This is a genomic window from Hyalangium sp., from assembly GCF_035629615.1.
Taxonomy (GTDB): domain Bacteria; phylum Myxococcota; class Myxococcia; order Myxococcales; family Myxococcaceae; genus Hyalangium.
Genome location: NZ_DASPHO010000213.1, coordinates 1 through 3,832 on the forward strand (window position 1 = coordinate 1; position 3,832 = coordinate 3,832).

A 3,832-nucleotide genomic window follows, 5' to 3' on the forward strand; every position below is an offset into this window, starting at 1 on the left:
CCACCACCCCACCCCACCCCACGCCCAGACCGACCCCTGCCCTTCAACCGCACCTCTCCTTGTGCAAAGGCGCGGCCAGCGCCGCGGTGCGGCAGATCCCAGCGAAGACGCGGGCATGGAGGGCCTCAGCCGGCTTCAGGGAGCCGCCGCTGGCCGTAAAAAACTCCTGGATCCCGGGTCCTGCAACGAACTGGGGGGAAAAAAGAACGCGCCCGCCTGGGATGCGAGCATCCCAACGGCAGGCGCGCGGGGCGGCGGGTGGCCTCCCCGGTGTGGACTAGTTCACCTTGACCTGGAGCTCCTTGAGGGTCTCGTCGCCGCGCATGACGCTCACGGTCCAGCTGCCCGGCTTGTTCAGGCGCACGCCGGTCCACTGGCGGGCGCGCCAGCCGTCGCCCTTGACCTTCACGTCCTTCGTCTCACGCACGGTGGTGCCCTGCTTCACCTGGACCATGAGGTCCTCGATGGAGTCGCCCTGCGGCACCAGGTAGGCCTGCCACAGCATCACGCTGGTGCCCGCCTTCACGCCCGCACTGGGATCCACCTCCGCGATGCACTCGAACTTGTTGGGGCCGTCCTTGGCCACCTCGGTGCAGAGCTTGGCCTCGACGAGCACCGGGCCCTGGCCCTGGCCCTTGTAGAAGTAGTCCCAGGTGCTCTTCACCGCCTCGGCGCCTGGCTTGCTCGCCGGCGTCGCCGTCGGAGCCTCGGTCGGGGCCGCATCCTGGGCCAGCGCCACAGGAGACAGAGTCAGGGCCGCGCACACCACGCTCCGGGTCAGCATCTTCTTCATTTGAACGAATCCCCTCCGTTGAGAGCCGGATTCACGCCGGCTCGGAGGCGGCGTCTAGCACGAAACCCGGCCGGTCTCCCATGTGAGGTTCTGGCGGCGCGGGTGCTTCAAAGTGCGTCCAGGCAAGGAGTGAATAGGGCCGGCGCCCGAGGCGTCCAGCCGCCATGCTTCGACCGCTCGTCGTGCTCGCCGCGCTGGGGTCTCTGGCCTGTAGCACCCCGCAAGCTCACGCCGCAGGGAAGCAGTCTCCTCCGACTCCTCCCCCTACATTGATCCAGAGAAGCGCTGCACCTCCGAGCTCCGCGCCGGTAGAGGCGCGGAGTGTGCCCGCGTCACGGTCTCGCGCCGGAGCCCGCGCCACGCAAGCGCTGGGAGAGCGCATTGCCGGCCGGGCCACGCGGCTCGTCGGCGTCTCCTCGCTGCGGAAGGTGGATCGCACGGTGCCGGATGACTGCACAGGCGTGGTGCGCATCGCCTACGAGAGCGCCGGCATCGAGCTGATGACGGGCATTGGCCGCGCGGGAGACAACGGCGTCACGCACATCTACCAGCGCGCGCGGAGCCTGGGCGCGGTGCACCAGGGACGTCCCCAGCGGGGAGATCTCGTCTTCTTCCGGGAGACGTATGACCGCGACCGGGATGGGCGCCGCGATGACGGCCTCACCCACGTGGGCGTCGTCGAGCGCGTGGAGGCCAATGGCGCGGTCACCTTCGTTCATCGGGGAAGCAAGGGTGTGGCGCGCGGGAAGATGGACCTGCGCCAGCCCAGGGTCCACCGCGCGCAGGGCAGCAAGGCGGTGGTGAACGACTACCTCCGGCGCGCCTCGCGGGGCAGCCGGGCGTACCTGACAGGAGAGCTCTTCGCGGGCTTCGCCTCTCCGGGACCGCTGGCCCGAGCCGGAACGGTGGCGCCGCCTCGCTGATCCACTGACGCCAGCGAGTCGCGGGTGCCATTCGGGTTTACCTCAAGTGCGGCTGTCAGCCTCAGAGGGCATAACCCGCGCTCATGAGGTGCGCATGAGCTGTGCTGTCGTCTCCGTGAACCGTTCTCTGAGCGTGCTTGCCGTCGTGTGGGTGCTGGTGCCGGTGGCGGTGTTGCAGAGGGTCGAGAAGGCGGAGCCCGCGAGCTTGAGCCGAGCGGCCGGAGGATCCTCGACACACAGGCCGAGTCACGATAGCCCGGAGGGAACATGTTCCACCTGCTCAAGCTTGGACCCGTGCAGCTCTCTCAGGACAGCACCAACGTGTACCTGCGGGTGACACCCACAGGTGACTTCGCGCCGCCCGTCTTCGAGCGCGACGATGCGGCCGGTGTGCAGGCCCTGCTCGAGGGCGTGGAGCCGGCCAACGTGAGCTGTGAGCCCGCCCTGGCGGCCGCCGCGGAGCTCCTGGGCCTGCAAGTGGAGCCTCCTCCGCTGGAGGTGCTCTCGGCGCGGGCAGCCATCGCCACCTTCATGGCCTGGGAGCAGCGCGGAGTGGCGGGGCTCGGGGCGGACAAGGCGCTGCTCTTCGTCCAGGCCGCCACCGAGTTCTGGGAGGCCCGACCCTGGAGCCACTGGGACGACAGCCAGCCCTTCCACATCTCCATCTCCGGCGCGCTCTCGCGGACGTACGAGGGCAGCGTCTTCGGCGGAGAGGACGGCGGCGAGGGGATTGCCCTCTACGAGCAGTCCGGCGCCCTCAGGGTGTTGATGGATCTGCAGGGGAGCGGACAGGGGGAGGCCGCCAACCAGCTGCCTGCCATTGGCCTCACGCTGGACACCCGACCCGAGTATGCAATCCACGCGCTGTCTGCCGCGGGCCGTGCGCCTCGCCTGCCGCTGCCGCTCAAGACGGGGCCCTCGGGCCTCTCCATGCCTTCACCGGTGGAGGCGCTGGTGCTGGTGGCGACCCTGCGAGCCGTCGCGCGCCTGGACCTGAACCAGCGGGAGGCGATCAGCACTGTGGTGGCAGGGGAGGAGCAGATGTCGGTGCGAGTGGTCGCCCCACAGCCACGCCTGCGCCACTGAGGCCCGCCATCCGAGCCAGGAGCCAGGCTTGATCGCGGGCTCCGACTTCACGGAGGGTACGGGAGGGTGGGCAGAAAATGTTGGCTGGCTGACGTCGCTGGGCTGGGACTGTCTGCTACCCACCAAGCTGGCGCGGCCGTAGGGCTGGCGTATCCCCTGGGAATCAAAGAGAACTCGGCTCCGCTCAGTATTCCCGTCCCTCCCGCGAGGGACTGCTTTCACTGCCGTGGGACAGCCAGGGGCTCGAATGCGCACCCAGAAGAACGTGGTACCTCGGAAGACCTCTCCAGCTCCGAAAAAGAAAGAGGCTTCTTCGGAGCTGGATACGCGTCAACTCCTCCGCATCCTCTCCGCCGTCCGGCAGGGCGACTTCACCGTCCGGATGCCGGTGGACACGGTGGGCGTCGAGGGCAAGGTCGCCGATACGCTCAACGACATCATCGACCTCAACGAGCGCATGGCGAAGGAGTTCGAGCGCATCGGGACGATGGTCGGTAAGGAGGGCCGCATCACCCAGCGAGCGACGCTGTCCGGCTCGGTGGGCTCGTGGGCCGACTGCGTGGAGTCCGTCAACACGTTGGTGGCGGACCTGATCCAGCCGACCTCGGAGATGAGCCGCGTGATCGGCGCGGTGGCCAAGGGCGACCTGTCGCAGACGATGGCGCTCGAGGTGGATGGCCGCCCGCTCAAGGGCGAGTTCCTCCGCACCGCCCGGCTGGTGAACGGCATGGTGGAGCAGCTCGGCTCGTTCGCCTCGGAAGTGACGCGCGTGGCACGCGAGGTGGGTACGGAAGGAAAGCTGGGCGGTCAGGCCAAGGTGAAGGGCGTGGCCGGCACCTGGAAGGACCTCACCGACAACGTGAACTCGATGGCGTCGAACCTGACGTCGCAGGTGCGCAACATCGCCGAGGTGACGACGGCGGTGGCCCGTGGCGACCTGTCCAAGAAGATCACCGTGGACGTGCGCGGCGAGATTCTGGAACTGAAGAACACCATCAACACGATGGTGGACCAGCTGTCGTCGTTCGCC

4 protein-coding genes are annotated in these 3,832 nt (G+C 68.4%); 3 read left to right on the plus strand and 1 reads right to left on the minus strand.

Annotation, left to right across the window (positions count from 1 at the left end; all coding sequences use genetic code 11):
- Nucleotides 1-277: 277 nt before the first annotated feature.
- Nucleotides 278-793 carry a hypothetical protein gene (locus VD972_RS10875; protein WP_324984938.1) on the minus strand — a complete coding sequence of 172 codons (516 nt, stop codon included), beginning with the start codon at nt 791-793 and terminating at the stop codon, nt 278-280.
- Between the two features lie 323 nt (nt 794-1,116).
- On the opposite strand from VD972_RS10875, the gene VD972_RS10880 reads away from it, so the two are divergent.
- The 3 genes from VD972_RS10880 to VD972_RS10890 all read left to right on the plus strand — a co-directional run.
- Nucleotides 1,117-1,716: a CHAP domain-containing protein gene (locus VD972_RS10880; RefSeq protein WP_324984941.1), complete on the plus strand. Its 600-nt coding sequence runs from the start codon at nt 1,117-1,119 to the stop codon at nt 1,714-1,716.
- A 267-nt stretch (nt 1,717-1,983) separates the two neighbouring features.
- A complete protein-coding gene (locus tag VD972_RS10885) occupies nt 1,984-2,802 on the plus strand; it encodes a hypothetical protein (RefSeq protein ID WP_324984944.1) in 819 nt (272 codons plus the stop codon).
- A gap of 247 nt (nt 2,803-3,049) precedes the next feature.
- Nucleotides 3,050-3,832 (plus strand): HAMP domain-containing protein (locus VD972_RS10890; protein WP_324984946.1); only part of this gene is annotated, 783 nt, incomplete at its 3' end.